The sequence below is a fragment of the Arthrospira sp. PCC 9901 genome, from assembly GCF_059013425.1.
Window position 1 is genome coordinate 2,639,244 of record NZ_CP102296.1, and the last position, 25,075, is coordinate 2,664,318.

19 protein-coding genes and 5 pseudogenes are annotated in these 25,075 nt (G+C 46.3%); 13 read left to right on the forward strand and 11 right to left on the reverse strand.

Annotated features, from left to right (window positions below):
- The first annotated feature begins 13 nt into the window (after positions 1-13).
- Together NLZ44_RS11520 and NLZ44_RS11525 are read left to right on the forward strand one after the other, a co-directional pair.
- Positions 14-1,369 carry a serine hydrolase gene (locus tag NLZ44_RS11520; RefSeq protein WP_008048644.1) on the forward strand — a complete coding sequence of 452 codons (1,356 nt, stop codon included), beginning with the start codon at positions 14-16 and terminating at the stop codon, positions 1,367-1,369.
- Positions 1,370-1,373: 4 nt separating this feature from the next.
- Positions 1,374-2,207 (forward strand): alpha/beta fold hydrolase, encoded by an 834-nt coding sequence (locus NLZ44_RS11525; protein WP_006625032.1) that lies wholly within the window; start codon positions 1,374-1,376, stop codon positions 2,205-2,207.
- A 23-nt stretch (positions 2,208-2,230) separates the two neighbouring features.
- Here the strand turns inward: NLZ44_RS11525 and NLZ44_RS11530 are convergent, their stop codons facing one another.
- The 4 genes from NLZ44_RS11530 to NLZ44_RS11545 all read right to left on the reverse strand — a co-directional run bounded on the left by NLZ44_RS11530 (position 2,231) and on the right by NLZ44_RS11545 (position 6,760).
- On the reverse strand, positions 2,231-2,497 hold the full coding sequence (locus NLZ44_RS11530) for a DUF1816 domain-containing protein (protein ID WP_111893096.1): 267 nt from the start codon (positions 2,495-2,497) through the stop codon (positions 2,231-2,233).
- A 159-nt stretch (positions 2,498-2,656) separates the two neighbouring features.
- Entirely contained in the window at positions 2,657-4,828 is a 2,172-nt protein-coding gene (locus NLZ44_RS11535) for an alkaline phosphatase D family protein (protein WP_493752832.1), read from the reverse strand.
- A gap of 171 nt (positions 4,829-4,999) precedes the next feature.
- A complete protein-coding gene (locus NLZ44_RS11540; protein WP_006625035.1) occupies positions 5,000-5,929 on the reverse strand; it encodes a class I SAM-dependent methyltransferase in 930 nt (309 codons plus the stop codon).
- A 36-nt stretch (positions 5,930-5,965) separates the two neighbouring features.
- Complete coding sequence (locus NLZ44_RS11545) at positions 5,966-6,760, reverse strand: alpha/beta fold hydrolase (RefSeq protein WP_006625036.1); 795 nt, start codon at positions 6,758-6,760, stop codon at positions 5,966-5,968.
- Positions 6,761-7,211: 451 nt separating this feature from the next.
- Here NLZ44_RS11545 and metG point away from each other — a divergent pair, with 451 nt between their 5' ends.
- From metG to NLZ44_RS11565, 4 genes are all read left to right on the forward strand, one after another.
- Entirely contained in the window at positions 7,212-8,816 is a 1,605-nt protein-coding gene (gene metG, locus NLZ44_RS11550; RefSeq protein WP_493752833.1) for a methionine--tRNA ligase, read from the forward strand.
- A 130-nt stretch (positions 8,817-8,946) separates the two neighbouring features.
- Positions 8,947-9,564 (forward strand): LabA-like NYN domain-containing protein, encoded by a 618-nt coding sequence (locus NLZ44_RS11555; protein WP_006625038.1) that lies wholly within the window; start codon positions 8,947-8,949, stop codon positions 9,562-9,564.
- The gene (gene lptC / locus NLZ44_RS11560) at positions 9,561-10,757 is read left to right on the forward strand and encodes an LPS export ABC transporter periplasmic protein LptC (protein ID WP_493752834.1); all 1,197 of its coding nucleotides are present in this window, start codon (positions 9,561-9,563) and stop codon (positions 10,755-10,757) included. Before NLZ44_RS11555 ends, lptC begins: the two co-directional genes overlap by 4 nt.
- 348 nt (positions 10,758-11,105) lie before the next feature.
- The gene (locus NLZ44_RS11565; protein ID WP_410244206.1) at positions 11,106-12,110 is read left to right on the forward strand and encodes a phosphoribulokinase; all 1,005 of its coding nucleotides are present in this window, start codon (positions 11,106-11,108) and stop codon (positions 12,108-12,110) included.
- Positions 12,111-12,489: 379 nt separating this feature from the next.
- Here the strand turns inward: NLZ44_RS11565 and NLZ44_RS11570 are convergent, their stop codons facing one another.
- Complete coding sequence (locus NLZ44_RS11570) at positions 12,490-14,112, reverse strand: beta-alanine-activating enzyme beta-propeller domain-containing protein (protein ID WP_493752835.1); 1,623 nt, start codon at positions 14,110-14,112, stop codon at positions 12,490-12,492.
- Positions 14,113-14,696: 584 nt separating this feature from the next.
- On the opposite strand from NLZ44_RS11570, the gene NLZ44_RS11575 reads away from it, so the two are divergent.
- Positions 14,697-15,038, forward strand: a complete 342-nt coding sequence (locus NLZ44_RS11575) for a hypothetical protein (protein WP_493752836.1) — start codon at positions 14,697-14,699, stop codon at positions 15,036-15,038.
- Here NLZ44_RS11575 and NLZ44_RS11580 read toward each other — a convergent pair.
- Both NLZ44_RS11580 and NLZ44_RS11585 read right to left on the reverse strand, forming a co-directional pair.
- A pseudogene (locus tag NLZ44_RS11580) lies at positions 15,014-16,164 on the reverse strand (IS630 family transposase). The gene NLZ44_RS11575 and the pseudogene NLZ44_RS11580 overlap by 25 nt on opposite strands.
- Positions 16,165-16,192: 28 nt before the next feature.
- The gene (locus tag NLZ44_RS11585) at positions 16,193-17,818 is read right to left on the reverse strand and encodes an outer membrane protein assembly factor BamB family protein (RefSeq protein WP_493752837.1); all 1,626 of its coding nucleotides are present in this window, start codon (positions 17,816-17,818) and stop codon (positions 16,193-16,195) included.
- Positions 17,819-18,468: 650 nt separating this feature from the next.
- Between NLZ44_RS11585 and NLZ44_RS11590 the strand changes: the two are divergent.
- From NLZ44_RS11590 to NLZ44_RS11600, 3 genes and pseudogenes are all read left to right on the forward strand, one after another.
- Positions 18,469-19,073: pseudogene (locus NLZ44_RS11590) on the forward strand (IS607 family transposase).
- Positions 19,036-19,179: a helix-turn-helix domain-containing protein gene (locus NLZ44_RS11595; RefSeq protein WP_493752989.1), complete on the forward strand. Its 144-nt coding sequence runs from the start codon at positions 19,036-19,038 to the stop codon at positions 19,177-19,179. The pseudogene NLZ44_RS11590 and the gene NLZ44_RS11595 overlap by 38 nt, the downstream one beginning before the upstream one ends.
- A complete protein-coding gene (locus NLZ44_RS11600) occupies positions 19,169-19,708 on the forward strand; it encodes a hypothetical protein (protein ID WP_493752838.1) in 540 nt (179 codons plus the stop codon). Before NLZ44_RS11595 ends, NLZ44_RS11600 begins: the two co-directional genes overlap by 11 nt.
- Positions 19,709-19,723: 15 nt before the next feature.
- Here the strand turns inward: NLZ44_RS11600 and NLZ44_RS11605 are convergent.
- A protein-coding gene (locus NLZ44_RS11605) for an IS630 family transposase (RefSeq protein ID WP_493752839.1) occupies positions 19,724-20,600 on the reverse strand; the annotation gives its coding sequence in 2 pieces (ribosomal slippage) (positions 19,724-20,269 and positions 20,271-20,600; 876 coding nt in all).
- A 62-nt stretch (positions 20,601-20,662) separates the two neighbouring features.
- Here NLZ44_RS11605 and NLZ44_RS11610 point away from each other — a divergent pair.
- Positions 20,663-21,106, forward strand: a pseudogene (locus NLZ44_RS11610) (zinc ribbon domain-containing protein); the annotation flags it as partial.
- Positions 21,107-21,147: 41 nt separating this feature from the next.
- Positions 21,148-22,138, forward strand: a pseudogene (moaA, locus tag NLZ44_RS11615) (GTP 3',8-cyclase MoaA).
- 22 nt (positions 22,139-22,160) lie between these two features.
- Here moaA and NLZ44_RS11620 read toward each other — a convergent pair.
- Both NLZ44_RS11620 and rpsD read right to left on the reverse strand, forming a co-directional pair.
- Positions 22,161-22,535, reverse strand: a pseudogene (locus tag NLZ44_RS11620) (zinc ribbon domain-containing protein); the annotation flags it as partial.
- A gap of 224 nt (positions 22,536-22,759) precedes the next feature.
- Entirely contained in the window at positions 22,760-23,368 is a 609-nt protein-coding gene (gene rpsD, locus NLZ44_RS11625) for a 30S ribosomal protein S4 (RefSeq protein ID WP_493752840.1), read from the reverse strand.
- A gap of 142 nt (positions 23,369-23,510) precedes the next feature.
- On the opposite strand from rpsD, the gene NLZ44_RS11630 reads away from it, so the two are divergent.
- On the forward strand, positions 23,511-24,023 hold the full coding sequence (locus NLZ44_RS11630; RefSeq protein WP_111893006.1) for a hypothetical protein: 513 nt from the start codon (positions 23,511-23,513) through the stop codon (positions 24,021-24,023).
- On the opposite strand, the gene pdxA is transcribed toward NLZ44_RS11630, so the two are convergent.
- The gene (gene pdxA / locus NLZ44_RS11635; protein ID WP_008051579.1) at positions 24,007-25,059 is read right to left on the reverse strand and encodes a 4-hydroxythreonine-4-phosphate dehydrogenase PdxA; all 1,053 of its coding nucleotides are present in this window, start codon (positions 25,057-25,059) and stop codon (positions 24,007-24,009) included. The genes NLZ44_RS11630 and pdxA overlap by 17 nt on opposite strands.
- Between the last annotated feature and the right edge of the window lie 16 nt (positions 25,060-25,075).

Here is a 25,075-nt window from a genome sequence, read left to right on the forward strand (position 1 = left end):
TAGAGCAGAAACAATGGCTGCACAATCGACCAATTTTCCCTACTTAGGCAGTCCCAAACGCAGTTTATTAAACCCACTCAAGTCAAAAACCCGGTGGCTGGGTGCTGTTGCCATTGCTGTCAGTATTGGCTTAACTCCAGCCTTACCTATGCTAGGGTCATCCTCAGCATTATATGGGGCTACTTCTCTCAATGAATTGATTAGCCTCCGGGACGAGTTATTATACACCCTAGAAAACCCCCCAGAATCAGCAGGTAATTCCCGTCAATTAATGTCATTATTTCCTAACCATAGGCGGGAACCTTCTCAGCAGATAATCGAACAATTGCGCCACGTAGAAGTTCAAATCATGATTGAACAGCGGGCTAATGATAATTGGAAACAAGCGATAAGTTTAGCCAATCAAGCGGTAGATATTGGCAAAAGTTCTCAGATATCCTGGGAAACTAGACAACAAATGGCAACCTTTTGGCAGAGGGCGATCGCTAATTTACAGGAAATTCCCCAGGATTCGTTTTTAAGCCGACAAGCTACCGCGAAAATTGCCGAGTATCAAGAAAACTATAATCGCCTCAAATTCCAGTTAAGAAACGCTCAATCGGAAATTTTAGAAGAAATTAGAGTTAGGAGTGGTTTATCGCGTAATGCGACCATCAGCGTTTGTAATTTAAACCGCCATTGTGCTAGTTTACGGGGTAGTCAAACTCCGGCGAGTCCGGCGAGTTTAATTAAAGTTCCTGTGGCGATCGCCTTATTACACAAAGCGGCTGAGGAACAGGTCAGTTTTGATAAAGAAATCTATGTCGAGGGGGGTAATTTTACCGAAGATGCTTCCTCAATTCGCGCCCGCCAATCCTACTCTCTCCAAATGTTAATGGCTCAAATGATTGACCATAGTAGTAATATCGCTACTAATCAACTTATCGACTATTTGAGTGCCGATTATATCAATAAACTACTAGAACGACACGGTTATCAAAAAACGCGGGTGCAATTTAAACTCATGGGCGATCGGATCATGCCTTTTAGACCCGGTAGAGGTCGCAATAGCATGACCAGTGATGAACTCACGGAAATGATGGTAGAAATCTACAACTATGAACACCCCCACTCGGAACTATTAATTGACGCTTTAGGTCATCAGTACGATCGCGAAATTGGTTATCAAGCCTTACAAGGATTAAAAGCGCAGTGGTTAGGGGAAAAAACCGGTCAAAACTCTAGGGTAATTGGCACGACTTTAGCGGCTAGTATTGACGGGGAAAGGTATATTATTACCATTACCGATAACTCAGCCGGAAACATTCCCCAAGTCCGCAGAGCGATCGCTGGTATTGCCGAACATATTATCATGAGAGGGCAGTTATAAACTGATGAGTTTAGCTGTTTCCTTAAACTCGGAAATTCGCGGTCAAGGATTTCCGATACTGTGTCTTCATGGTCATCCTGGGTCAGGAGGCTGTATGTCAGTTTTTACAGATCACCTATCCCAAAACTATCAAACCATCGCCCCAGACCTGCGAGGCTATGGGAAAAGTCAGGTTAAACAACCCTTTGAGATGACCGATCATCTCCAGGATATCGAACAGCTTTTAGATGGCTTAAAAATAGATAAATGTTTAATTATCGGCTGGTCTTTGGGAGGTATACTCGCCCTAGAATTAGCATTAACAAACCCGGAAAGGTTTACGGGATTAATTTTAGTGGCGACTTCCGCCTATCCCCGTGGGAACCATCCTCCGATTTCATGGCTAGATAATCTATTAACCGGAATTGCGGGTATAATTAATTGGATATGGCCAGCTAGTCAGTGGAATATCAACCTTTTCGGTAAGCGATCGCTATTTCGCTACTTAATCCAACAGCATACAGCCACCGCCTATAAATACATAGCCAAACAAGCCACACCCGCCTATTTACAAACCTCCAGACCAGCAACCATAGCCCTGAGACAAGCATTAAAAAACCGATATAACCGTCTAGCTGAGTTGGGAAATATTAGCTGTCATTGTCTCATATTAGCCGGAGAATGCGATCGACATATTACCGCCATCTCCAGTCAAGAAACGGCGGCAAACTTACCCAATTCGCAGTTTAACTGCTACCCCAACACAGCCCATTTATTCCCTTGGGAGATCCCCGATCAAGTGATCACCGATATCGATAACTGGATCAAAAACCATCCTGATATTGTTGATATCTGGTGACCTGTCCCGCCCAAGTTAAGCCACTATGCCCACTGTAGGGGATTATCAAAATTTTGATCAAGATCCGCAGCCACCGTCAAAATATCAGGCTGACACCGCTTAACTGCCACCTGTAGACCCGTGGCACCTTCACCTTGAATATCTTCAATATAACCGGGTTCTGCTTGTTCCGCCTCATCTTCGGTAAGAAACGGCCCAAAGTAATAGGTACATCGAGGCATTTCGGTCATAATTTCAACCCAAAACGCCAACCCAAAAGTGTTAAACTGGCTAACCACAAAATTTTTCATTGTTCTCTGTGACCTAGGGGGATGAAGTTTTAACATGGAGTAGATTCCTAGCGCTTACCCAAAAGCGACCCGACTTAATCATGATCGCCGCCAAACATAAATTTCCTATGAATTTTTACCGTTTGTTATAGTGCCTTATATCAAATTTTTCAAGCCCAATTATTGAGGATTTACCACAAAGTCGCTGACCACTTGGGGTTGACGATTAATTACCCGCGCCGGAACCCTTTGGACATCGACCTGTGTATAAGGTTCGACCCCATAAGTAGTCACCCTAAGCTGTTGAGTATTGGGATCAATGACGAACTCGGTCCAGCCAAAAGTATGAGCGGCCAAATAGGAACCCGGAACTATTTCCTGTGCATCAATTCCCGAACCCTCCAAACCAATAGGATTATAACCCATATCCTCAAGGCGAGTATTTAGGAGATTCTCCACCAGGCGATCGCGTTCCCAGCGCGTCTGTAACCCCTCATAAGTAGCCCTTCCTTGTCGGGTTAGTTGCCATTCAGTCGCCCCATCAACAGCCACCGGACCCAAAGTAGCCCCCACTAGACCCGATCCTAAATCGGTTTGTACCCCCACCGGACCTACGGTAATTTCCATAGCATTGATAGGAATTTGTGGCCCCCCAAACTCCTCAGCAAATGTCAAATTATTAACTACAGTTCCCCCAGCTCCCGCCGACACAAACACGACATTATCAATATTATTATCATCAATAAATTTCAGCAGTCTAGTTCGTTCAGCCGCGTATCCTTCCCAGCGATCGCTTGCACCCGGAATCCCCAAATTTTGCATAGGGACCGGAGAAAATATAAACTTCCAAGTTAAACCCGCCGCCTGTGCGCCCAGTAAATTTAACTGCAACTGTTGCAACTGAGTTCGTCCCAACATGGTTCGATTAGCATCAAAAGAATCCCGCAAAAATGCCTCAATATCTTCGGGAAAAGAAGTTTCGGCGACCTGTTCTAAGGGGGCATCCCGGAACGATCGCACATCCAACAAAAACGCCGCCGCATCATCTCCATAGGTCGTAGCGCGATACAGTTGTTCTCGGTTAGCGGTCCGGCGATCGCTAATGTCTCCATAACTTTCCTGTCGGCGAGGTTGATAATCTAAAAAACCCGCCAACGCGGTCTCAAAAATATCGCTATTATTCAACCAATCACCCTCTCCATCTTCCCCCAGACTACCCCCGGCAAAATTATCGATGATTTCCCCATCATTCCACACCCCAAACATAGAAGTTGCTACCCGCAAATTTGCCCAAGGATTTAAAGTCAGACGCTCCCGATAAATCTCATTATGTTTTGTGTGGAAATCTAACAAAGTTTCCGCCTGAGAAACACCGGGTAAATCAGGAGACTCGGTACTGGCAGAAATTGTATTTCCTAACTGGACAAAAAAATCCAGACCACGTTCTGGGGCATTTCTCACCGCCACATGAGGCATTAATTCCCCCTGAGAATCACCAGCAGCCCCAAACCTTAAACCCCCTTGACTTCCCAAAGATAAAGGAGTGCGAAAAATACCGCGATCGCTCTCCCCCATAGCATTAGTAACCCGATAAAAATAAGGTGTCCCTGGCGTTAAATCCGACACAAATACCTTCACCGGAACTGTCGGATCAGAATTATTAGTAGTCAACACGGAAACCACATTATTAAAATTCGGGTCGGTGGCTGTTTCAAAAGTAATCGGACCCACCACAGTATTACGCGCCATTAAAATTGTGCTGTTTTCCCTAGTATCTCCACTAGCGACACGGTTGGGAAAACCGGAACCATTCACCTCCAGAAAAGCACTAAAATCACGATTTTGAGCCGCCCCAATATCCAAATAATGCTCGATCCCGGTCAGTTCATCACGTTCTACCCTCGCCGCCACATCAGGATTACGGGCTAAATAATAATTAGGGTTATACAATACACTAGGGCGAAAATCCTCAAATTGACCGGCTTTCACAAAATGCTCGATCGCTGTGATATCTCCGGCTTCTATGGCTGCTTGAATAAAGGGATATTCATTTATATAAAAATCCGTATTAAATAGAATACTGGGATCGCGCGCTTCCCGCTGACCGAAATTAATAAAATGTTGAAAACCACTGGCGATCGCACCTACAGTTACCAACGCCGCCACATCAGGATTAGTCGTCAGATAATACAATTCATCATAAAGCGGTGTCGGTTGTCTAACCTGAAACTGACCTGACTCGATAAAATGTTCAAAGCCACTACTAATAACTCCCAAATCAACTGCTTGCGCTACATCAGGGTTATTGGCTAGATAAAACGATTCGCTGTAAAAATCTTCAGCGTTCAACATTCTTAATTACGCCATAAAAAATAATCTTCTACCCAGGGGCGGGTTTCATCTCCCAGCCTTCTCCCTCTCCCCCAAAGGGCGGGTTTATTCATCTTCTCGGTGGCAGCCGAGGAATTAGCGGAACCCGCCCCGACGATTAATAATTATTAATTATTAATTATTAATTATTAATTATCCATTGACTTTGGCGATCGCCGTATGATGACGGGGACTGTTACAGACAATGGTAGGGGTCTGAAAACCTGCTGATTTGAAGGTTTCAACTAGATCTAGGGTGAAATACTGATCCAGATAGGGTTCGGTACTTTTTAGGAGGGTGAGGATATAGGGTGGCATCTTAGCGAATACCTCTGATTGGGGGTTCATATCCATAACCGCCAGATGTCCGTTAGGGCGCAATAGGCGGCGGGCTTCCTTAAATATATTTCGGGTCGCCTCTTGTGGGAGTTCATGACAGACCAGACAAAGGGAAACCAAATCAAAGGAGTGGTCTGGTAGACCTGTAGCCTCAGCGGGGGCGTGTACCCAAGTGGGGGGGTGATCGGAGGACTTTTGGTTAGTGTTATAGGCAGCGATCGCCAAAAAATAGGGGGACAAATCCACCCCTACCATAGTAGCATCAGGATAGATCTGCTGCATGGTATTGGTACTTAATCCGACACTACAGCCGAGATCGACAATAGCTTTGGGCGGTTCGGGTAAGACCTGCTGTAGTACATGATGATAACTTTGTCGTAGGCGATCGTCTCCCGCCACCCCAGCATCAGGCCAGATTTTGGCGTGAACCGCCAACGCCGCCACTTCCACCTCTACAGCAGCCTGCCAGCTTAAATTTCCGTTATCATAGGCATGAAAAGACCTTAAATAATATTCTGGGTAAGCCAGAGCAGAACTATTCACCTGCTGAAATTCTGCCGACCAGTCTCTCTGTAGGAGGGTATTGGCATGAGAGCGCCACGGAACCCCCATTTTTTCAGCCCGATCAATCATCATCTGGCGGGCTTGATGTTTGGCGAACTTAGCTAGGGGTTTAATAGATAAAATACCATTGACCAGTCGCGATGCTGGTCCAATGGGTGGATTCTTAAAAGTTGTGGTCATATAGCCTGTGAATTAGCCTCAACAATTTTTCTGTGCCTAATTTGGGCAAACCAATTGGGTTTTAGTTAAACTCTGACCGAGATCATGATCTCGAATGATCTGACAAAGGTTAACATCAGTTTCTAACAGACAAGCATGGCCGCTGTTAGGGAGGATAACCATATTAGCTTTGGGTAGCTTCCTGGTTAAAAATTGAGCCTCTCTAATGGAGGGTAGCAGTCTATCGGAACCACTGGCAATCACCAAAACGGGTAAATCTAGTTGACGGAGTTGGTCTGGTTGAATATCAAACGATCGCAGCAGTCCCAAGCGCCAACTGGAAGTACGTTGAGGGACTGATTGCATAGCCTCTAACAAGGCTTGGCGATCGCTCGGAGAAATTCCTGGCAATTTAGCCAGAAACGGCAAGAATCCGATCATAGACAGGGGATATAACCAACTAGGTAGCCAGTCCGTCAAATGTGATCCCCATTCTATCCAAGGTTGTTGCTTAAAAGCAGAAGCCGGGTTAACTAAAATCAGACCTTTGAGTTGAGCACGAATTTTCATAGCCACCTTCATCGCCAGACAACCGCCGAAGGACTCCCCGCATAGATAAATATCTTGATTGAGGTTGAGGCTGAGTTCTTTTTGAATTAAATCCACAGTGCGATCGGTTAATCCATCCCAATGGTTGAGATCTTCGGGAGGAATACTCAAACAGCGGAGGTTAAAAAACTGAGACAGTCGGCGCTGTTGGGTTCGTAGGAGACGACCCGTACCATCCATCCCGGGTAAAAACAAAAATAGAGGTAGGTGCGACTGACCGGGTGTAGAGTTCAAAAAATACATCGTTGGCTAGATTGGGGAAATATAATGGTTGATCTCAGGTAGTTGATCCCATTAGCTCATTTTAGCTTAACATTACTTTACCTTCTTTCCACAGTCATTGAGATCTATCTATACCATCGGCGGAAACCACTAGACAGACGGGGATAAGTGGCTAACTACAGTTGGCGGTAAATCTGCCAATCAACCGCTCCGACCCGGTGAATCGATCGCGCTGGTATCTCCATTGAGTTTGTAGATATTGGTGAAAAAGTTAAGAATTCGTTGAGAATTTTTAACATTTTTTTAAAAAGTATTATCATTTATAGGCTTTAGTTTGAATGGTCAAAACAGTATCAAAATTTTGGCTGTTTTGACCCGTGACAGGGTTCGGGTGTCAGGGTAACCGACTCCGCCCCGAAGGCAGATCAAACCTAAGTAAGATCAGTTTAAGAGAGAAACTTGTATATCAGTCATGGATGTGACACCAAAAACTAAAAAGACGTTTTCCTTAACAACACCCCTATATTATGTGAATGACGTTCCCCATATTGGCAGCGCCTACACGACGATCGCCGCCGATGCGATCGCCCGTTGGAAGCGACTACAGGGATATGAAGTGCTGCTAATTACTGGTACCGACGAACACGGCCAGAAAATTCAACGGACAGCCGAGGAGGCGGGATGTTCTCCTCAAGTTCACTGTGATCGGATAGTCAGCAGTTTTGAGAGTCTGTGGAAACTGCTAGAAATTCAGTATGATCGTTTTAGTCGGACCACCAGCCCCCGTCACGAGGCGATCGTCAAAGAATTTTTCCAGCGGGTGTGGCAAAATGACGACATATATTTGAGCCAACAACAGGGCTGGTATTGTGTCAGCTGTGAAGAGTTCAAAGAAAAACGGGAACTAATAGACGAGAAATATTGCCCCATCCACGTGAATAAAGAAGTAGAATGGAGGGACGAGCAGAACTACTTTTTCCGTCTGTCAAAATATCAAAAACAGCTAGAAGCCCTTTATCATGATCACCCCGACTTCATCGGGCCAGAAAGTCGCCGGAATGAAGTTATCAGTTTTGTCAACCAAGGATTACAGGATTTCTCCATTTCTAGGGTGAATCTTGACTGGGGTTTCCCAGTTCCCATTGATCCCAGTCAAACCCTATATGTTTGGTTTGATGCACTACTAGGATATGTCACCGCCCTAGTTGATCCCGACTCGGAACCTACCCTCTCTGAAGCGATCGCTAAATGGTGGCCGATAGACCTGCACCTAATTGGTAAAGACATCTTACGCTTCCATGCTGTTTACTGGCCAGCTATGTTAATGTCTGCCGACTTACCTTTACCTGGTCGTATCTTTGGACACGGTTTTCTAACTAAAGATGGTAAAAAGATGGGTAAGAGTTTAGGGAATACACTTAATCCCGTAGAGTTGGTGAACCAATTTGGTACCGATGCCGTCCGTTACTATTTCTTAAAGGAGATAGAATTTGGACAAGACGGTGATTATAATCAGACCAGATTTATTAATACCCTAAACGCCGACCTCGCCAATGATCTGGGAAACTTACTTAACCGGACTATGAAAATGGCTGCCAAATACTTTGAAGGTAGAGTTCCGGCGATCGCTGTAGATAATATCCAGACAGACAATCACCTAAAATCCATTGGTAGTTCCCTCGGTAACAGCGTTAGTCAATTCTATGAAAAACTGGCGTTTAGCCAAGTGTGTGAGGCGGTTCTGATTCTAGTTCAAGCTGGTAACAAATATGTAGACGAACAAGCACCCTGGTCACTGTATAAACAAGGGGAACTATCAGCCCTGAGGGAAGTGATCTACTCCGTGCTTGAGTCCGTCCGACAATCGGCTTATTTATTAGCGCCAATTGTGCCAAATCTTAGCACCGCTGTCTACCAGCAACTGGGATACTCCCTGGATTTTCAAGACCCTGAATTGGCAGCCAAAATCACGGCTTTAGATAGCCATGCTCACTGGGGTATTTTACCAAGCGAGCAAGTCCTGGGAGAAGCTAAACCAGTTTTTAAAAAGCTGGAATTACCCAGCTCTGTGGTCTGATAAATTTATCTCCCGGAGACTTACAGAGACGAGGGAGCCGATTTAATCCCTTAATTATTGACAACTCAAGGTTGGATTGAGATACACCTATTTGTTCTGCATCATAAATAATAAATGAGGTTTAAAAATCATGTTGAATCATATCAACAACAGTAGTAACGACATATTCACCCCTGAACAGATTTTAGAAAATCGAGGGCGTGTGGCCATATTTATCGATGGCTCGAATCTGTTTTATGCGGCTTTGCAATTAGGGATTGAAATTGATTACACCAAATTACTGTGCAGGCTAACCAGTGGTTCCCGGTTATTGCGATCGTTTTTCTATACCGGGGTCGATCGCACGAATGAAAAGCAACAGGGATTTTTGCTGTGGATGCGTCGCAATGGCTACCGGGTAGTTGCTAAAGACTTAGTACAACTGCCAGATGGTTCTAAAAAAGCTAACCTAGATGTAGAAATTGCCGTAGATATGATCGCTCTAGTGGGTGCTTATGATACGGCAGTGCTGGTTAGTGGCGATGGCGATTTAGCTTATGCCGTCGATTGTGTAAGCTATAGAGGTGTGCGGGTAGAAGTGATTAGTTTGCGGGCGATGACTAGCGATAGCCTGATTAATGTAGCCGATCGCTATATTGATCTTGAAGCCATCAAAGACGAAATTCAAAAAACACCCCGCAGTCCTGGATATAGCTACCGTCCGCTATCAAGCATCAGTTTGATTGATGGAAAGGTTGAAGGCGCGTGATATTTAATAACTCAAACTCCAGCCAGCAGAAAATACCCAGTTTTCGTCTGGGCGCAATTCTGTTGCTGATCTTGGTCATTTCTGGCGGGGGACTGGTAGGGTGTCAATCCCCTGACCCTTCAGACACCAAAGACAATGCCAACCTTGTCCCCACTGAAGGGCAACCCTCAGAAGAGTTTGAGAACACCCTTACCCTGGAAGATGTGGTACTCGAACAAGTAGACGAAGATGGTCAACTGCTGTGGCAGGTCGAGGCTAAACAAGCAAGTTATAGTCAAGATCAGAAAATTGCCACAGTGACTGAACCTGTGGGGGAACTGTTTGTCAAGGGTGAGTTACGCTATAAAATTGAAGCTAAACAGGGGGAACTGCACCAAGATGGTCAGCGACTGTTTCTCCGAGATGATATTGTCGCTGTTGATCTGGAAAATGGTATTGTTTTGCGCGGTCAAGAGTTGGAATGGATTGTTAATGAGCAAATTCTGATTGTTCGTGACAATGTGACCGGAGAACATGAAAAAATGCAGGCGATCGCTACTGAGGTCCAATTGTTCAACGATGACAAGCGCGTGGAATTTTGGAACCAAGTGGTGATCAACTTTAAGGAAGTAGGGGTGCAGCTACGCACTGATCATGTCATCTGGCGATGGGAAGAAGAAAGATTTATTTCTGACCGTCGGGTGGAAATCGATCGCCTAGAAAATATGGTGGTTACTGATCGCGCTGTCGCTAAAAGTGCCGAACTAGATTTAACTACAGCTATAGCCACTTTCAAAGATCATGTTCAGATTGCCCTGTCTAACCCGCCATTACAGCTTTCTAGTGATAAATTACAGTGGAACTACCAAGAACAAACTCTTAATTCCCCAGGGCCAATCACTATTATCGATCGCCAACAGCAATTGACCTTCTCGGGTGATCAGGGCTGGGGAGATTTAGACAACCAAATTTTTAACCTGATTGGTAATGTTCTGGGCGTGGCTGAAAACCGACAGGCCCAAATTAATGCTGATCTACTTACCTGGTATGTACCACAACAAGCATTTAAAGCTGAAGGTGATGTGATTTACCGCCAAGTTGACCCCCAGATGACTCTGCGGGGAGAAGTAGCCACAGGACAATTTTCTACTCAAACTGTCGTGGTCACTGGCAGAAATCAGGGCGATCGGGTAATTACCGAAATTTTCCCCTAAACTAAATTCAATCACGCTGGCAATTGATGTTAAAATAGCCCCACACCACTTGCGAAGTCAATAACCCCTATTCTGGCTTCAATTTTTCTCGCGCTAAGTGAGAACGATTACATCTTGTAGGGATGATCCCCTTCTGGTAAAATCAATATCTAAAGTTAGTATAAAATACTTAGCTTACCAGATAACCAGGCCATTGTGTCAGTGGGGAGTCAGTAAGCTGTCTACCGATGGAGATTGGCTATACCTACATGGGTAGTCGCCAATTCTCAATTATCACACTGGCCTGGGTTGTCCTGCTCAAAATAGAGTGGTTGAGCTTGTAAACAGTTTTTTGCTTAGAGGGAACCTATGGTAAATCAGCCGGATCGCGTAGTTTTAATTGGTGTTGCTGGGGATTCCGGGTGCGGAAAATCTACCTTTTTGCGTCGTATAACAGATATCTTTGGAGAAGATTTTGTTACGGTCATCTGTTTAGATGATTATCATAGTCTCGATCGCAAGCAACGTAAGGAAACCGGGATTACCGCTCTCGACCCCCGCGCTAACAATTTCGACCTGATGTATGAGCAGATTAAAACGCTCAAAAGTGGTCAATCTATCAATAAACCTATCTATAACCATGAAACTGGTCTGATCGATCCGCCAGAACGTATCGATCCTAATCACATTGTGGTTATTGAAGGTCTACACCCCTTGTATGATGAGCGTGTCAGAGGTCTGTTAGACTTTAGCGTTTACCTCGATATTAGTGATGAGGTCAAGATCTCCTGGAAAATACAGCGAGATATGGCTGAACGGGGACACCGCTATGAGGATGTTCTGGCTTCTATTAATGCTCGTCGTCCTGACTTTGAAGCCTATATCGATCCTCAGAAGCAATATGCAGATGTGGTCATCCAAATTCTACCTACCCAATTGATTCCTGATGATAAGGAACACAAAGTCCTACGGGTACGCCTCATGCAGCGCGATGGAGTAGAAGGTTTTGAACCGGCTTATCTGTTTGATGAGGGATCAACTATCCACTGGACTCCTTGCGGTCGTAAGCTGACTTGTTCTTATCCCGGTATCAAGATGTTCTATGGTCCTGATGCTTACTATGGAAATGAGGTCTCTGTACTAGAGGTGGATGGGAAGTTCGATAACCTCGAAGAGATGATCTATGTTGAAGGTCACATGAGCAATATTGCTACCAAATACTACGGTGAACTCACCCATCTGTTGCGGGAACACCAAGATTACCCCGGTTCTAATGATGGCACTGGACTGTTCCAAGTTCTGGTCGGTCTGAAAATGCGAGCCACTTATGAACGCTTGGTCGGAAAAGGTGAAAAAGTGGCGGCGGCTGTTTAGCTATACGCTATTTGATTTGAACTCGCCCTTGGCTATTCGCTGAGGGCTTGTTTTTACTGTAGTGTTGATTTTTTATTCAACCTGAGATTGTCCCCGCCTAGGGGTTGACAAAAGGTGGCGATCGCGGTTACAATATTGACATATTGTTAGATAATTAAATATTGGCAAAAATAAAAAAATAAAAAATATTCCATTATATTAGAAGTATAGCAGCAACACCAGCCAAAGGCAACCCCTACCCCCAAAAAAGGCCGATTTTTCACAAAAGTTAACAAAAAGTTACAAAAGTTAACATAATCCCTAGCTTGATAACTCAAGTTGGGGGAAAAAGGACAGGGGAGGACAGCACAGGACAGCACAGGACAGGGGAGGTTAGTTGTTATTTGACAGCGTAGAGGTAATTATCGCCACTACCAAAATAGACAACCCCGGCTGAGACGGCTGGGGAAGAGCCAATCCAATTTTCTGTTCTAAATTTCCAGCGTTCCTGTCCAGTGTTAACATCTAGGGCGTAGAGGTGATTATCCCTACTGCCAAAATAGACAACCCCGGCTGAGACGGCTGGGGAAGAGAAAATACCATCTCCTGTTCTAAACCGCCAGCGTTCGTTTCCGGTGTTAGCGTCTAGGGCGTAGAGGTGATTATCCCTACTGCCAAAATAGACAACCCCGGCTGAGACGGCTGGGGAAGAGAAAATACCATCTCCTGTTCTAAATTTCCAGCGTTCTTGTCCAGTGTTAACATCTACGGCGTAGAGGTGATTATCCCTACTGCCAAAATAGACAACCCCGGCTGAGACGGCTGGGGAAGAGAAAATACCATCTCCTGTTCTAAACCGCCAGCGTTCGTTTCCGGTTTTAGCATCTAGGGCGTAGAGGTAATTATCGTGACTGCCAAAATAGACAATTCCTCCTGAGACGGCTGGGGAAGAGTCAATCACAGCTTGTGTTCTGAAGCGCCAGCGTTCGTTTCCGGTGTTAGCATCTAGGGCGTAGAGGTTACCATCGTGACTGCCAAAATAGACAATTCCTTCAGAGACGGCTGGGGAAGAGCCAATCCAACCTTGTGTTCTGAAGCGCCAGCGTTCCTGTCCAGTGTTAGCATCTAGGGCATAAAGGTGTCTATCCCAACTGCCAAAATAGACAATTCCTTCAGAGACGGCTGGGGAAGAGCCAATCACAGCTTGTGTTCTGAAGCGCCAGCGTTCCTGTCCAGTGTTAACATCTAGGGCGTAGAGGTTACCATCGTGACTGCCAAAATAGACAATTCCTTCAGAGACGGCTGGGGAAGAGTCAATCGCAGCTTGTGTGCTAAACCTCCACACCAGTTGAGTCAATTCTGTGGGTCCACCTGGAGGATAGACTCCAGTTCGCTCTAGATTACCCCGAAACATGGTTGCACCGTCGCGTTGCATCTGCCAACTCCAGATAGCACTGGGGGCTAGGGTTCTGAGGGCAGGGATAAACTGGCTGCCAATTGCCAAACCACCGACTACGAGGACTAATGTTGTCGCGGCCCCCACCAGTCCCCACTGCCATAGTTTCAGGGGGGGTTTCAGGGGGGGACGAGTTGCGGGAACTACTACACCCATGGCTGATAAGACTTGACTAGCATTCTGCCAACGCAGGTCGGGGTTGGGAGTGACCATCTGTTCCAAAATGGCGTTGAGTTGGTCACTAATTAAACAGTGCTTATCCCAGTCCCAGTCGGGGTGGCGGCGGCGGGGACTGGGGACTTGTCCGGTGAGCAATTCCAGGGTTACTAAACCTAAGTCGTAAATATCTTGAGTCGGAGAACCGCTGACATTGGGGTTGTGTTTGAGCAAGAGAATTGTCTGTTCCCCTTCTTGTTGCAAGGTCTGCAAGGAAATCTTTTGATGGGCTTTTCCCTGACTGTGCAGGGGAACTAACTGGATTAAGACGGTTTCCAGGATGGCTTTAACTTCGGGTTCGGATAGTCTACGTTGGCTCCGATGATTTAAAACTTCATAGTAGGATATCATGACTGACTAGAGTTTGTGATTGAATTAAGTTTAACAAAATATTGGTTTTTACCCGGTCTAAATGTCGATCGCCGATTTCCGGGTAAGAGTTCTCAAAAAGGATGTAACACTTTGGCGGTGATGGCTGGATGAACAGCCAGATAGAAATGAATCCCAAAAAAGCGATCGCACCCCCCCGGATTCCTCTCGTGTTGATTTTTTATTCAATTAATTAAATGGACTACCAAGGGGTTGACAAGGGGTGGCGATCGCGGTTACAATATTGACATATTGTTTAATAATTGAATATTGGCAAAAACAAAAAAATTACAAATATCCAATTATATTAGAAGTATAGCAGCAACCCCAGCCAAAGGCAACCCCTCCCCCCAAAAAAAGCCGATTTTTTCACAAAAGTTAATAAAAAGTTACAAAAGTTAACATGATTCCTAGCTTGATAATTCAAGTTGGGGGAAAAAGGACAGCACAGGACAGCACAGGACAGCACAGGACAGCACAGGACAGCACAGGACAGGGTTAGTTTTTATTTGACAGCGTAGTGGACCGTTTCGGCTAATTTGCTGCTTTAGTATGCTCCACAAACAGTGACGCTCAAAAACTATCAGGCGATCGCCGAAAACGGACAGCACAAAACAGGCGATCGCGTCAAAAGGACGACACCAAACGGGCGATCGCCGAAAACGGACAGCACAAAACAGGCGATCGCGTCAAAAGGACGACACCAAACGGGCGATCGCCGAAAACGGACAGCACAAAACAGGCGATCGCGTCAAAAGGACGACACCAAACGGGCGATCGCCGAAAACGGACAGCAAGAAACAGGCGATCGCGTCAAAGGGACAACACCAAACGGGCGATCGCTCCCAACTAACTCTCAGAAAGTGTGGGGGAATTCTGGAGGTCAAGCCATTTCAAAAACCGGATAAAGATGTTTTAATTTGAGGCGGGCATCGCCGGTGGCAAATTTCCAGATTACCCGAGATGCGGTCTGATTTCGCTCTTTTTGCCAGGCTTCTATCTCCCGGTGCAGCGCTTCTTTGGTGGCGATCCTTCGGGCCAAACATTGCTTGGATCAAATACTCAGTTCAATTTCGGCGACATTTAACCAACTGCCATTCCGGGGTGTATGATAAATTTCCAGCCGCCGGGCGAAACGATGGGCTTCGGGAGCCGGAAAAGCCTCATAAAGTGAGGCGATGTTATGGGTATTCAGATTGTCACACACCAGCTTGACTTTTCGAGCATGAGGATAGTCTTCATCTAAAAGTTGACGCACTTCCTCAGCCCAATCTACCCTCGTCCGAGAGTCTCGGTTGCTGACCCGTCGCCAGCCCCGATTGGGATCGAAAAACATGAACAAAGCTTGCACCCCTTCACGGGTATAGTGATAGTCCTCTTTTTTGTCATGTCCGGGTTTCATGGCGACCGCCTCATAGAGATGTCCTCGGAGTTGGATTGAGGCTTCATCCATATTGATTAAAGGCTCCTCTTCACTGTGGACGCTACTGTAGAGGTCGAGAACGACTTCCATTTGAGCCACAAATCTGGCTAAATCTCGTTCGGGAATACAGAATCGTTGGGTTTTCCAAGGTCGCAATTGGTTTTTTTTAGAGTCCGCCACACGGTCGTACAGGAAATTTCGGTGACAATTTGCCGTTTTTTGAGTTCGGATGTTAACAGTCTGAGCGTCCACTGAGCTCTCCCAGATGGGGGGTCCGAACAACACAGGGCAATAATTTGAGCCTCGGTGGCTCCATCTACTTTGGGTGGAGTCGGTGGAGTTTTTCTCGGTTGCCGATTGAGAGCCACTTGTTCCCCTTTGTGAAGGAATCTTTGGCGAATCCGCCCCACTGTATTCTGATGGACTTGTAAAGCTTCTGCTATTTGTTGGTCTGTCCATTTTCTCGGAGCCATTTCTCCTTCATCAGACATCAGCAAAATACGAGCGTGTAGGATTTTTTTGGCGGGTGCATGACCATTTCGACTGATTTGTTCCAGATTTTCTCTCTGTTCGACCGTTAGATAGACTTTATCTCGCCGACCTCTTCCCATAATTGCAGTCCTCCGTCCTCGGTATCTATTACCCTATTTTAGCCGAAACAGTCCAGTAGAGGTAATTATCGCCACTACCAAAATAGACAATGCCTTCAGAGACGGCTGGGGAAGAGCGAACCCAGTTTTCTGTTAGGAACCGCGCGAGTTGCTGTCCAGTGTTAGCATCTAGGGCGTAGAGGTGTCTATCCCAACTGCCAAAATAGACAACCTCTCCTGAGACGACTGGGGAAGAATCAATGACGGCTTGTGTTCTAAAGCGCCAGAGTTCGTTTCCGGTGTTAGCATCTAGGGCGTAGAGGTGACTATCGGCACTGCCAAAATAGACAATGCCTTCAAAGACGCCTGGGGAAGAGCCAATCCAATTTTCTGTTCTGAAGCGCCAGCGTTCGTTTCCGGTGTTAGCATCTAGGGCGTAGAGGTAACCATCGAAACTGCCAAAATAGACAATACCTTCAGAGACGGCTGGGGAAGAGCGAACCCAATTTTCTGTTGTAAAGCGCCAGAGTTCGTTTCCGGTGTTAGCATCTAGGGCGTAGAGGTGATTATCGCCACTGCCAAAATAGACAATGCCTTCAGAGACGGCTGGGGAAGAGAAAATCCAATTTTCTGTTCTGAAGCGCCAGCGTTGCTGTCCGGTGTTAGCATCTAGGGCATAGAGGTGATTATCGTAACTGCCAAAATAGACAATACCTTCAGAGACGACTGGGGAAGAGGGGATATCACTTTCTGTTGTAAAGCGCCAGAGTTCGTTTCCAGTTTTAGCATCTAGGGCGTAGAGGTGATTATCCCTACTGCCAAAATAGACAATCCCGGCTTCGACGGCTGGGGAAGAGTCAATCCAACCTTGTGTTCTAAAACGCCAGAGTTCGTTTCCAGTTTTAGCATCTAGGGCGTAGAGGTGATTATCCCTACTACCAAAATAGATAACCCCTTCAGAGATGGCTGGGGAAGAGCGAATGGAACTTTCTGTTGTAAACTTCCACACCAGTCGAGTCAATTCTGTGGGTCTCCCTGGAGGATAGACTCCGGTTCGCTGGGGATTACCCCGAAACATGGCAGTATTCTCATGTTCAATCTGCCAACTCCAGATAGCGCTGGGGACTAGGGGTCTGAGGGCGGGAATAAACTGGCTGCCAATTGCCAAACCACCGACTAGGAGGACTAATGTTGTCGCTGCACCCACGAGTCGGAATTGCCATGGTGTCAGGGGGGGTTTCAGGGGGGGAACTGCTACACCCATGGCTGATAAAACTTGACTAGCATTCTGCCAACGCTGGTCGGGGTTGGGAGTGACCATCTGTTCCAAAATGGCGTTGAGTTGGTCACTGATTAAACAGTGTTGATTCCAGTCCCAGGTTAGGTCGATGCGGCGGGGACTGGGTACTTGTCCGGTGAGCAATTCCAGAACTACTAAACCTAGGTCGTAAATATCTTGGGTTGGAGAACCGCTGATATTGGGGTGTTCTGGGGGTAACAGAATTGTCTGTTCCCCTTCTTGTTGCAAGGTCTGTAAGGAGATGGTTTGATGGGCTTTTCCCTGACGGTGCAGAGGCACTAACTGGATTAAGATGGTTTGGAGGATGGCTTTAACTTCGGGTTCGGATAGGCGGCGCTGAGGCCGATCGCTTAAAATTTGACAGTAGGATATCATAACTGACTAGACTTGGTAATTGAATTGGGTTTGAGGATAAATTTTTGGTCACCCTGTCTAAATGTCGATCGCCGATTTTCGGGTAAGAGTTCTAAAAAAGGATGTAACACTTTGGCGGTGATGGCTGGATGAACAGCTAGATGGAAATGAATCCCAAAAAAGCGATCGCTATATTATTTTAATACACCATCGCTCTCTGATAAACAGGGTGAATTCCTCCAGATTCTTTGATTTTTTGACTGTTACTAAGTTCGCCACCAGATTGAACCATAAATTTACTGGTGCTGTTGAGATACGGACTCCCCTCTCCCTTCATGTCAGCTTGAACCGACGGGGGGGTTGACAAGGGGTGGCGATCGCGGTTATAATATTGACATATTGCTCAATAATTGAACATTAGCAAAAATAAAAAAATTGAAAATATCCCATTATACTAGAAGTGTAGCAGCAACCTCACCAAAAAGCAACCCCCTCCCAAAAAAAGGCTATTTTTTTATAAAAGTTAACAAAACTTTACAAAAATTAACAAAGTGCCAGTAAATAGCTGATGGGTAACAATATAGAGAATACAGAGTTTAATTGAATCGCAGATTAGTTGAACCAATTAGGGCGATGCGGTACAATAGGCGAGAATACTTGAGGATGAACCTATTGCCAGATATGTCAAGCCCAAGGAAGCGGCGTTCATCCTTGGAGTCCATGAAAGAACACTGTGCAGATGGGATGAAAACGGAGCCATCGAGACCATCAGAACCCCCGCTGGGCAATGACGATACAACGTTGAGTCATATACTGCCAAATCAGGTAATGATAAACGTAAGTCGTTATCTATGCCAGAGTCAGTAGTCGCCCTCAACAGCCAAACCTCAACCGACAGGTGGCCCCATTGTCAAGCCGAAACCCCGAAGCCGAAATCGTCTCAGAAATCGGAGGCGGGCTCAACTTCAAGGGAAAGAAAATGCTGGCCTTACTGGGACAAGTCTTGTCAGGAGATGTCCGCATGGTTGTCGTTGCCCACAAGGGCCGATTGGCCAGATTTGGATTGGACTTGTTTCGATGGCTCTGTGAGCAAAACAGGTGCGAACTCGTGGTTCTCAACGAGACAAGTCTCAGTCCAGAACGAGAAATGGTTGAGGACATCCTCGCCCTCTTCCACTGCTTTAGCTCCAGATTATACGGACGGAGTAAATACAAAACTCAGGTCAAAGAAGATCCGGATTTACCCCAGCCCGGAGCTAAATCAAGTCTGGCGTAAATGGCTGGCTGCTTGTCGGTATTGCTACAACCAAGCAATTGCATTATCCCGGAGTGGTAAACGACTAAGCAAGTTAAAGTTACGCTGGGGAAGTGATGCAGAGTGACTTACCCGAATGGGTCAAAGAAACACCCTGCCACATTCGGCAAAATGCCATCTTTGATGCCTATCAGGCTTTGACCGCCAGTCCTGATGCCAGGTTTAGAAGTTGTCGTGACAGCTCTCAAGGGATTAAGTTCAATAATACTAATTTCTCTTCAGGGAGTTGGTATCCAAGACTAACGAAAGGATTAACTTTCATGGTTTCCGAACCCATCCCTAAAACTTGCGGGCAAGGGACTCAGTTGGTGTTTACCAAAGGTCGATGGTTGGCGATTTTCCCTGAACCAGTTGCCGTTACCCCAACTGAAGCTACTGGCGTAATTGCATTAGACCCAGGTGTCCGAACTTTCATAACCGGGTTTGATGGCTCTCGGTTTCTGGAATTGGGCTCCGGGGATATAGGACGCATTACTAGGCTATGTCAACATTTGGATGATTTGATGAGCCGAATCGCCAAGGAACCCTGTCGTTCAAGAAGGCGACGGATGAGGCAAGCGGCTCAACGAATGAGAACCAAAATCCGCAATCTATAGCATTAGTCAAGGTGGTTAGGACGCAGCTTGGAGAACGGAATCCATGGCATCATGGAGAGAATCAAACTGCTCAATACAGTGGCGAATACGGGCTTTCAGCCACGACCAACATTTCTCTATCTTGTTGAGGTCTGGCGAATAAGGTGGAAGATAGAGTAAACGGCATTGAGCTGCCTCCACCAGTTCAGCAATCCGCCCCCCTTTATGAAACGTTGCATTGTCCAATACTAGAGTCTGACCTGGCTTCAGTGTTTGAATTAAGATGAACTCCAACCACAACTCAAACACTGTCCGATTACAACAACCCTCAAAGCTAAAGGGAGCTAAGAGTTGTTGATAACACCATGCGGCCATCATGCTCACCCGGCCCTGCCTCTTCCCTGATTTGAGGGCATGGAAGCGTTTTCCTTCCTCGCCGTAACCATAAGGGTAATCCGAGTCCTGACTATTCATGCCGGCTTCATCGAGGTAGACCACTTCTTCCGGCTCCATCTGTTCAATCTGAGCAATAAACTCCTCTCGCTGTTGCTCATCACGTTCTTGGTAGCCGTAAGTTTTTTTTTCTGGTGAAGCCAATTTTCTTCAAGGCTCTGGATATGGTGCGAGGAGAGATGTCGTCATCCCAAAGTTGAGCCATTTGAGCGGAGGTTTTGTGGCCATGCTCTTGGGCAAAAGCCTTGAATTTCTGCCAGTCGGTAATTTTGTGGTTATTGCCAGGTCGGTGATTAGGTTTAGGGAGGAAGTCTCCGGTCTGTGCTTTTCTTTGCAGCCAGAGATTAATGGTGTTCCGGCTGACATTGAAAACTTGACTGGCTTCTGTTTTGGGCATACCGTCTAGTTCAATTGCATTAATAACTTTTTGTCTGAGATCGTAACTATAGGGGGCTGGCATTTTTGGTCTTCTTAGTCATCTCGTCCTCTCCATTATACGTCCTAACTTTCCTGTCTTGTGCTATAGTTGATGAAGCCCACAAACAAATTGCTCACTACTTGACTCACAACTACAGCCTAATTTTTTTGCCCACCTTCGAGACTTCCGATATGGTTGCCAAGGTGAAGCGTCTAATCAGGTCTAAGACTGCCCGAGCCATGCTGACATGGGCGCATTATCGATTCAAACTAACCCTGAGACATCAAGGGGAAATAACTGGAACCACAGTTGTAGATGTGACGGAAGAATACACCAGCAAAACCTGTACTCACTGTGGTCATGTGCATTCCCAGCTAGGTGGCTCAAAAGTGTTCCGATGTCCTGAGTGCGGGTTCACTCTACCACGGGACTGGAACGGTGCTTTTGGAATCTTTCTAAAAGCTTTGCGGGATACCGCCTCTGTTACCTTTACGGGTAATAGTGCTATCGTCGCATTGTCCGGGAACAACCGGAAAAATGTCGCGTAAATGTATCAGCCAGGTGAAATTTATAAGTTAGCAAAAACCAGATGAATAATGTTGTTGATTATCTTCGAGTGAGCCTAATAGATCGGTGTAACTTTCGATGCCAGTATTGTATGCCGGAGGGTGCGGAAATTGACTATATCCTAGAGATGAACTTACTGACCAACTGGGAACTGCTGAAACTGCTGAGGGAAGTTTTTATCCCGGTGGGGTTCACTAGGTTTCGTCTAACGGGGGGTGAACCGTTGCTGCGTCCTGGGGTAACGGAATTAGTGTCAAAAATCGCGGGATTTCCGGAAACGGAGGATCTATCAATGACGACTAATGGTTTTTTGCTATCCTCGATGGCAGAATCTCTTTACCAGGCAGGTTTAAGGCGGATTAATATTAGCTTAGACTCTCTAGATCCTGAGATTTTTAATCAAATTATTGGTAATCGTGGGCGCGATCGCTGGCGACAGGTTTGGGATGGAATTCAATCGGCTTATCGGGTAGGGTTCAACCCACTGAAGCTGAATGTGGTGGTAATTCCGGGGGTAAATGACCATGAAATCCTAGATTTAGCGGGGTTAACGATAGACCGAGATTGGCACGTTCGGTTTATCGAATTTATGCCTATTGGCAATGGCCAGTTATTTGGCGATCGCGGTTGGGTAGCTTCGGAAACGTTGAGAGAGCAAATTCGGGGTCGTTGGGGTTTAGCAGAATCCCAGGTGCGAGGGAACGGACCCGCAGATGTTTTTAAAATTCCGGGCGCTAAGGGAACCCTAGGATTTATCAGCCAAATGTCGGAATGTTTTTGCGATCGCTGTAACCGAATGCGCCTATCAGCGGATGGTTGGTTAAGGCACTTGTTTACTCAACGAAACAGGTCAGATCGACCTCAAAACGGCTTTGCGGTCGGGTGTTCCGGTGGAGGACCTACAAAAACAGGTTAGGGATTTACTAGGTATAAAACCGGAAATCAATTTTAAGGACAGGGACACAGGAACCCCCAACGGATACAGCCGCACGATGTCGCAAATTGGTGGTTAATGGAATTGATATTCTGATACATTTACGCGACATTTTTCCGGTTGTTCCCGGACAATGCAACGATAGCACTATTACCCGTTAAGGTAACAGAGGCGGTATCCCGCAAAGCTTTTAGAAAGATTCCAAAAGCACCGTTCCAGTCCCGTGGTAGAGTGAACCCGCACTCCGGACATCGGAACACTTTTGAGCCACCTAGCTGGGAATGGACATGACCACAGTGAGTACAGGTTTTGCTGGTGTATTCTTCGGTCACATCTACAACTGTTCAGTTATTTCCGCGCTTATGTCTCAGGGTTAGTTTGAATCGATAATGCGCCCATGTCAGCATGGCGCGGGCAGTCTTAGACCTGATTAGACGCTTCACCTTGGCAACCATATTGGAAGTCTCGAAGGTGGGCTAAAAAATCAGGCTGTGTTATGGGATGGCCAGGGATGCGACCCAATCAACCAAGGGGTTGAAGTCCTCACCGGGTAGTCCCCACGCCCATTTCAGCTCTATTTCATACCCGAAGGTCTCGCACCATACTTGGTATTATACCGTATTGCCGTAAAATGTTAACCTAATTTGAGATTAAATCATGCTCCCGTTATCAAGTTTGTGTAACGGGAGAATGCCAATAATTAAGCCATACGGGAATAGTATTCAACGACGAGTAGTTCATTGATGGAAAGAGCGACCCATTCCCGTTCAATCACACCATTTACTGTAGCAGTGAGATTATTTTTATCTAACTCCAAATGGCTAGGGACGTTAGCTAAACCAGGATATTGAAGATTAGCTTTGACCATTTCGCGAGATTTGTCTCTATTTCTCACGCCAATGGTTTCCCCAGGACGACACTGATAGCTGGCAATATCTACAACGTTACCGTTAACGGTGATATGACCGTGGTTAACTAGCTGTCGGGCTGCGGGGATAGTGGGAGCCATACCCAGACGGAACACGGTGTTATCTAAACGCATTTCTAGGTATTGCAGTAAGACTTGACCGGTGGAACCGGAGGCGCGGCGCGCTTTGCGGACATAACGCAACAGTTGTCGTTCGGACAAACCATAGTTAAACCGCAGTTTTTGCTTTTCTTCTAAACGGACTGCATATTCTGAACGTTTGCGGCGAGCTTGACCGTGCTGACCAGGGGGATAGGCACGTCGGGCTGTTTTCCGGGTTAGTCCGGGAAGATCCCCTAAACGACGTGCAACCCGAAGCCGGGGTCCTCGATATCGAGACATCTAAGTTCCTCTCAACATAAAAATTTCACCAACCTTCTATTATAAGTTCTTAAAACCAAAAAGGGCAAGAGACAGAAGCGATCGCTTTCCAAAACGGGCAGTGGTATGATGAGCGAAAATTTGATTAGCTATATTTAGGCAAATGTTGAATTCCCAAAAATTGGCTTGGGGTCTTCCCCTGACAGTAGTTAGCCTGGTATGGGCTATGATTCCGGTAAAATCGGCGGCTCAGGGTTTCCCGTCTTATCGATTGGTGACAGAGGCTGATTATGCTAGATGTGTGCAACAATTGCAGGATGCTGGGGTGTCTCCTCGGGCTACAGCGACGGCTTGTGGCATGGCGATTAGACCTACAAATATTGGTGAGTGTGTGACTCTTATGACTCGTGATGCTGGTATCGCTGGGGATGAGGCGGTTTTGGGATGTATGAATGTCCGCCGCCCGCAGGAGTTGGCTAATTGTGTGGTTAATATTACTAGGAGCAATAGTGAGGCTAATCCTTTAACTGTATTGGAAGGTTGCGGTCGCTCTCTTCTACCAGAACGTTATGCTTCTTGTGTGGTGGGAATGGGTCGCGGTAGTACGGAATTTGCTGTTAATGACTTACTTAGGGTTTGTCTAAATCCCCCAGAACAGTTTACTGATAGGTTATAGGATGGGCTGGGGATGGTGGCTGCGCGCTATGGGCTAATTCTATGGCTAAGGCGATCGCGGCTTGAAAGCTGGAAGGGTCAGCAATACCTTGACCGACGATATCAAAGGCGGTTCCGTGGTCGGGGGAAGTGCGGATAAAGGGTAAACCAATGGTGGTATTAACGGCGCGATCGAATGCCATTAGCTTAACGGGGATTAACCCTTGATCATGGTACAGGGCGAGGTAAGCATCATGGGCGGCGGCTGTGTTTTGGCCATACCAGGCTTGACCGGGTTTAACCCATAATGTATCGGGGGGGATAGGTCCGTCTAGTTGAATTTGGGGATAGCGATCGCGTTTTTGTTGTATCCAGGGAATTAGCCAATCTTTTTCTTCGGTTCCCAACTGACCGTTTTCGCCGCTGTGGGGATTAAGTCCAGAAACGGCTATTTTGGGGGTTTTAATACCAAAGTCCTGGTTGAGGGAGAGTATAAGTAAATCTAGTTTCTGGTCTAGGAGTTGAGGGGTCAAGGTTTGAGGGACTTGTGATAGGGGAATATGGGTGGTGGCGAGTAAGGTGCGTAAAGTCCAGTTACTATGGGGCGATCGGGCTACAAATAGCATTCCGTAGCGGTTAACTTGGGAACGCACCGCCAAAAGTTCCGTTTGTCCTGGGTAGTCATGTCCGGCGGCTTTCCAGTGGTTTTTGGCAATAGGTCCGGTAACAATTCCCTGAAATTGCCCTTTGAGGGTGGAGGCGATCGCTGTTTCCAAATAAGCAAAACTCGCCGCCCCACTGCTGGCATTTCCGACCCCAAATTTAATCGAGGATGGGGAGGGTCCGTCATTAATATCTAAAATATTGAGATGATCGGGATTAGCGATCGCTGGAGTAGTTTTCCTGAGTTGTTGATAGGTATTTTCCAACACCCAACGGGTACCCACCACAGTTATCTCGCAGTTTTCCGTCCAAGTGGAATTAGCCAAAGCCTTCAAAACCACCTCTGGCCCTATTCCCGCTGGATCTCCCAAAGTAATCGCCAAACGTCTTAACATTTATACCCTCAACTTA

Excerpts from the sequence above, each read along its gene's own strand:
- NLZ44_RS11520 (WP_008048644.1), top strand. The coding sequence starts at position 14 with ATGGCTGCACAATCGACCAATTTTCCCTACTTAGGCAGTCCCAAACGC.
- NLZ44_RS11525 (WP_006625032.1), top strand. The coding sequence starts at position 1,374 with ATGAGTTTAGCTGTTTCCTTAAACTCGGAAATTCGCGGTCAAGGATTT.
- NLZ44_RS11530 (WP_111893096.1), bottom strand. The coding sequence starts at position 2,497 with ATGAAAAATTTTGTGGTTAGCCAGTTTAACACTTTTGGGTTGGCGTTT.
- NLZ44_RS11535 (WP_493752832.1), bottom strand. The coding sequence starts at position 4,828 with ATGTTGAACGCTGAAGATTTTTACAGCGAATCGTTTTATCTAGCCAAT.
- NLZ44_RS11540 (WP_006625035.1), bottom strand. The coding sequence starts at position 5,929 with ATGACCACAACTTTTAAGAATCCACCCATTGGACCAGCATCGCGACTG.
- NLZ44_RS11545 (WP_006625036.1), bottom strand. The coding sequence starts at position 6,760 with ATGTATTTTTTGAACTCTACACCCGGTCAGTCGCACCTACCTCTATTT.
- metG (WP_493752833.1), top strand. The coding sequence starts at position 7,212 with ATGGATGTGACACCAAAAACTAAAAAGACGTTTTCCTTAACAACACCC.
- NLZ44_RS11555 (WP_006625038.1), top strand. The coding sequence starts at position 8,947 with ATGTTGAATCATATCAACAACAGTAGTAACGACATATTCACCCCTGAA.
- NLZ44_RS11565 (WP_410244206.1), top strand. The coding sequence starts at position 11,106 with ATGGTAAATCAGCCGGATCGCGTAGTTTTAATTGGTGTTGCTGGGGAT.
- NLZ44_RS11570 (WP_493752835.1), bottom strand. The coding sequence starts at position 14,112 with ATGATATCCTACTATGAAGTTTTAAATCATCGGAGCCAACGTAGACTA.
- NLZ44_RS11585 (WP_493752837.1), bottom strand. The coding sequence starts at position 17,818 with ATGATATCCTACTGTCAAATTTTAAGCGATCGGCCTCAGCGCCGCCTA.
- NLZ44_RS11600 (WP_493752838.1), top strand. The coding sequence starts at position 19,169 with ATGCAGAGTGACTTACCCGAATGGGTCAAAGAAACACCCTGCCACATT.
- rpsD (WP_493752840.1), bottom strand. The coding sequence starts at position 23,368 with ATGTCTCGATATCGAGGACCCCGGCTTCGGGTTGCACGTCGTTTAGGG.
- NLZ44_RS11630 (WP_111893006.1), top strand. The coding sequence starts at position 23,511 with ATGTTGAATTCCCAAAAATTGGCTTGGGGTCTTCCCCTGACAGTAGTT.
- pdxA (WP_008051579.1), bottom strand. The coding sequence starts at position 25,059 with ATGTTAAGACGTTTGGCGATTACTTTGGGAGATCCAGCGGGAATAGGG.